This is a genomic window from Curvibacter sp. GW821-FHT09D12 (assembly GCF_059416245.1).
On the sequence record NZ_JBWKOU010000061.1, the window covers coordinates 1 to 655 of the forward strand.

At 69.6% G+C, this 655-nt stretch carries 1 protein-coding gene; it reads right to left on the reverse strand.

Features of this window, described 5'->3' with window-relative positions; translation table 11 throughout:
• On the reverse strand, nt 1-654 hold a 654-nt coding region (locus tag AC07PT_RS30435), incomplete at its 3' end, for a porin (RefSeq protein WP_494659191.1).
• Between the last annotated feature and the right edge of the window lies 1 nt (nt 655).

The window sequence follows — 655 nt, forward strand, 5'->3', positions numbered from 1 at the left end:
GGACTGGGTGAGGCCGGCAAAGGTGGTGCGGGTGTAGGCGGCGGCGACATCGAGCGGGCCTTGGCGGTAGCCCAGGCGTGCGCCGGCGTAGCGGCCGTTGCTGGAGGTGTCGATGGTGTTGATGGTGGCGTTGCTGGGCTGGTTGCCGAAGGCGAGCATGGCCTGGCCGTAGATCCCGCCGAGGTTGGCGGGCAGGAAGTAGCCCACCGAGTTGGAGGCGCGCACAAAGGTGTTGGTGGCGGCGGAGCCGGTGTAGTCGAGGATGAGGGTGCCGACGCCGGCGGCGGCGAAGGGGTCGGCGTTGAGGTAGTTCTGCCAGCTGGGGGTGGTGTCGCGGCCGATGCGCAGCTCGCCGAAGGATCCGGCGAGGCTGACGGTGGAGCGGCGGTTGAAGGTGAGGCCGCCGGCGGCGATGTCGGATTTTTGGTTGTTGGAGGTGGTGCCGCTGCTGCCGATGCCGCTGGCGGGGTTGATGGCGCCTTCGAGCCAGAAGCCGGCGCTCAGGCCACCGCCGAGGTCTTCGACACCGCGAAAGCCGAGGCGGCTGGCGCTGTTGCCGGAGGGGGAGACGCCGGAGACGCGGCCGGCGTTGGTCTTGACGTTTTCGTAGGCGAGGTCGAGCACGCCGAACAGCGTGACCGAGGACTGGGCCAGG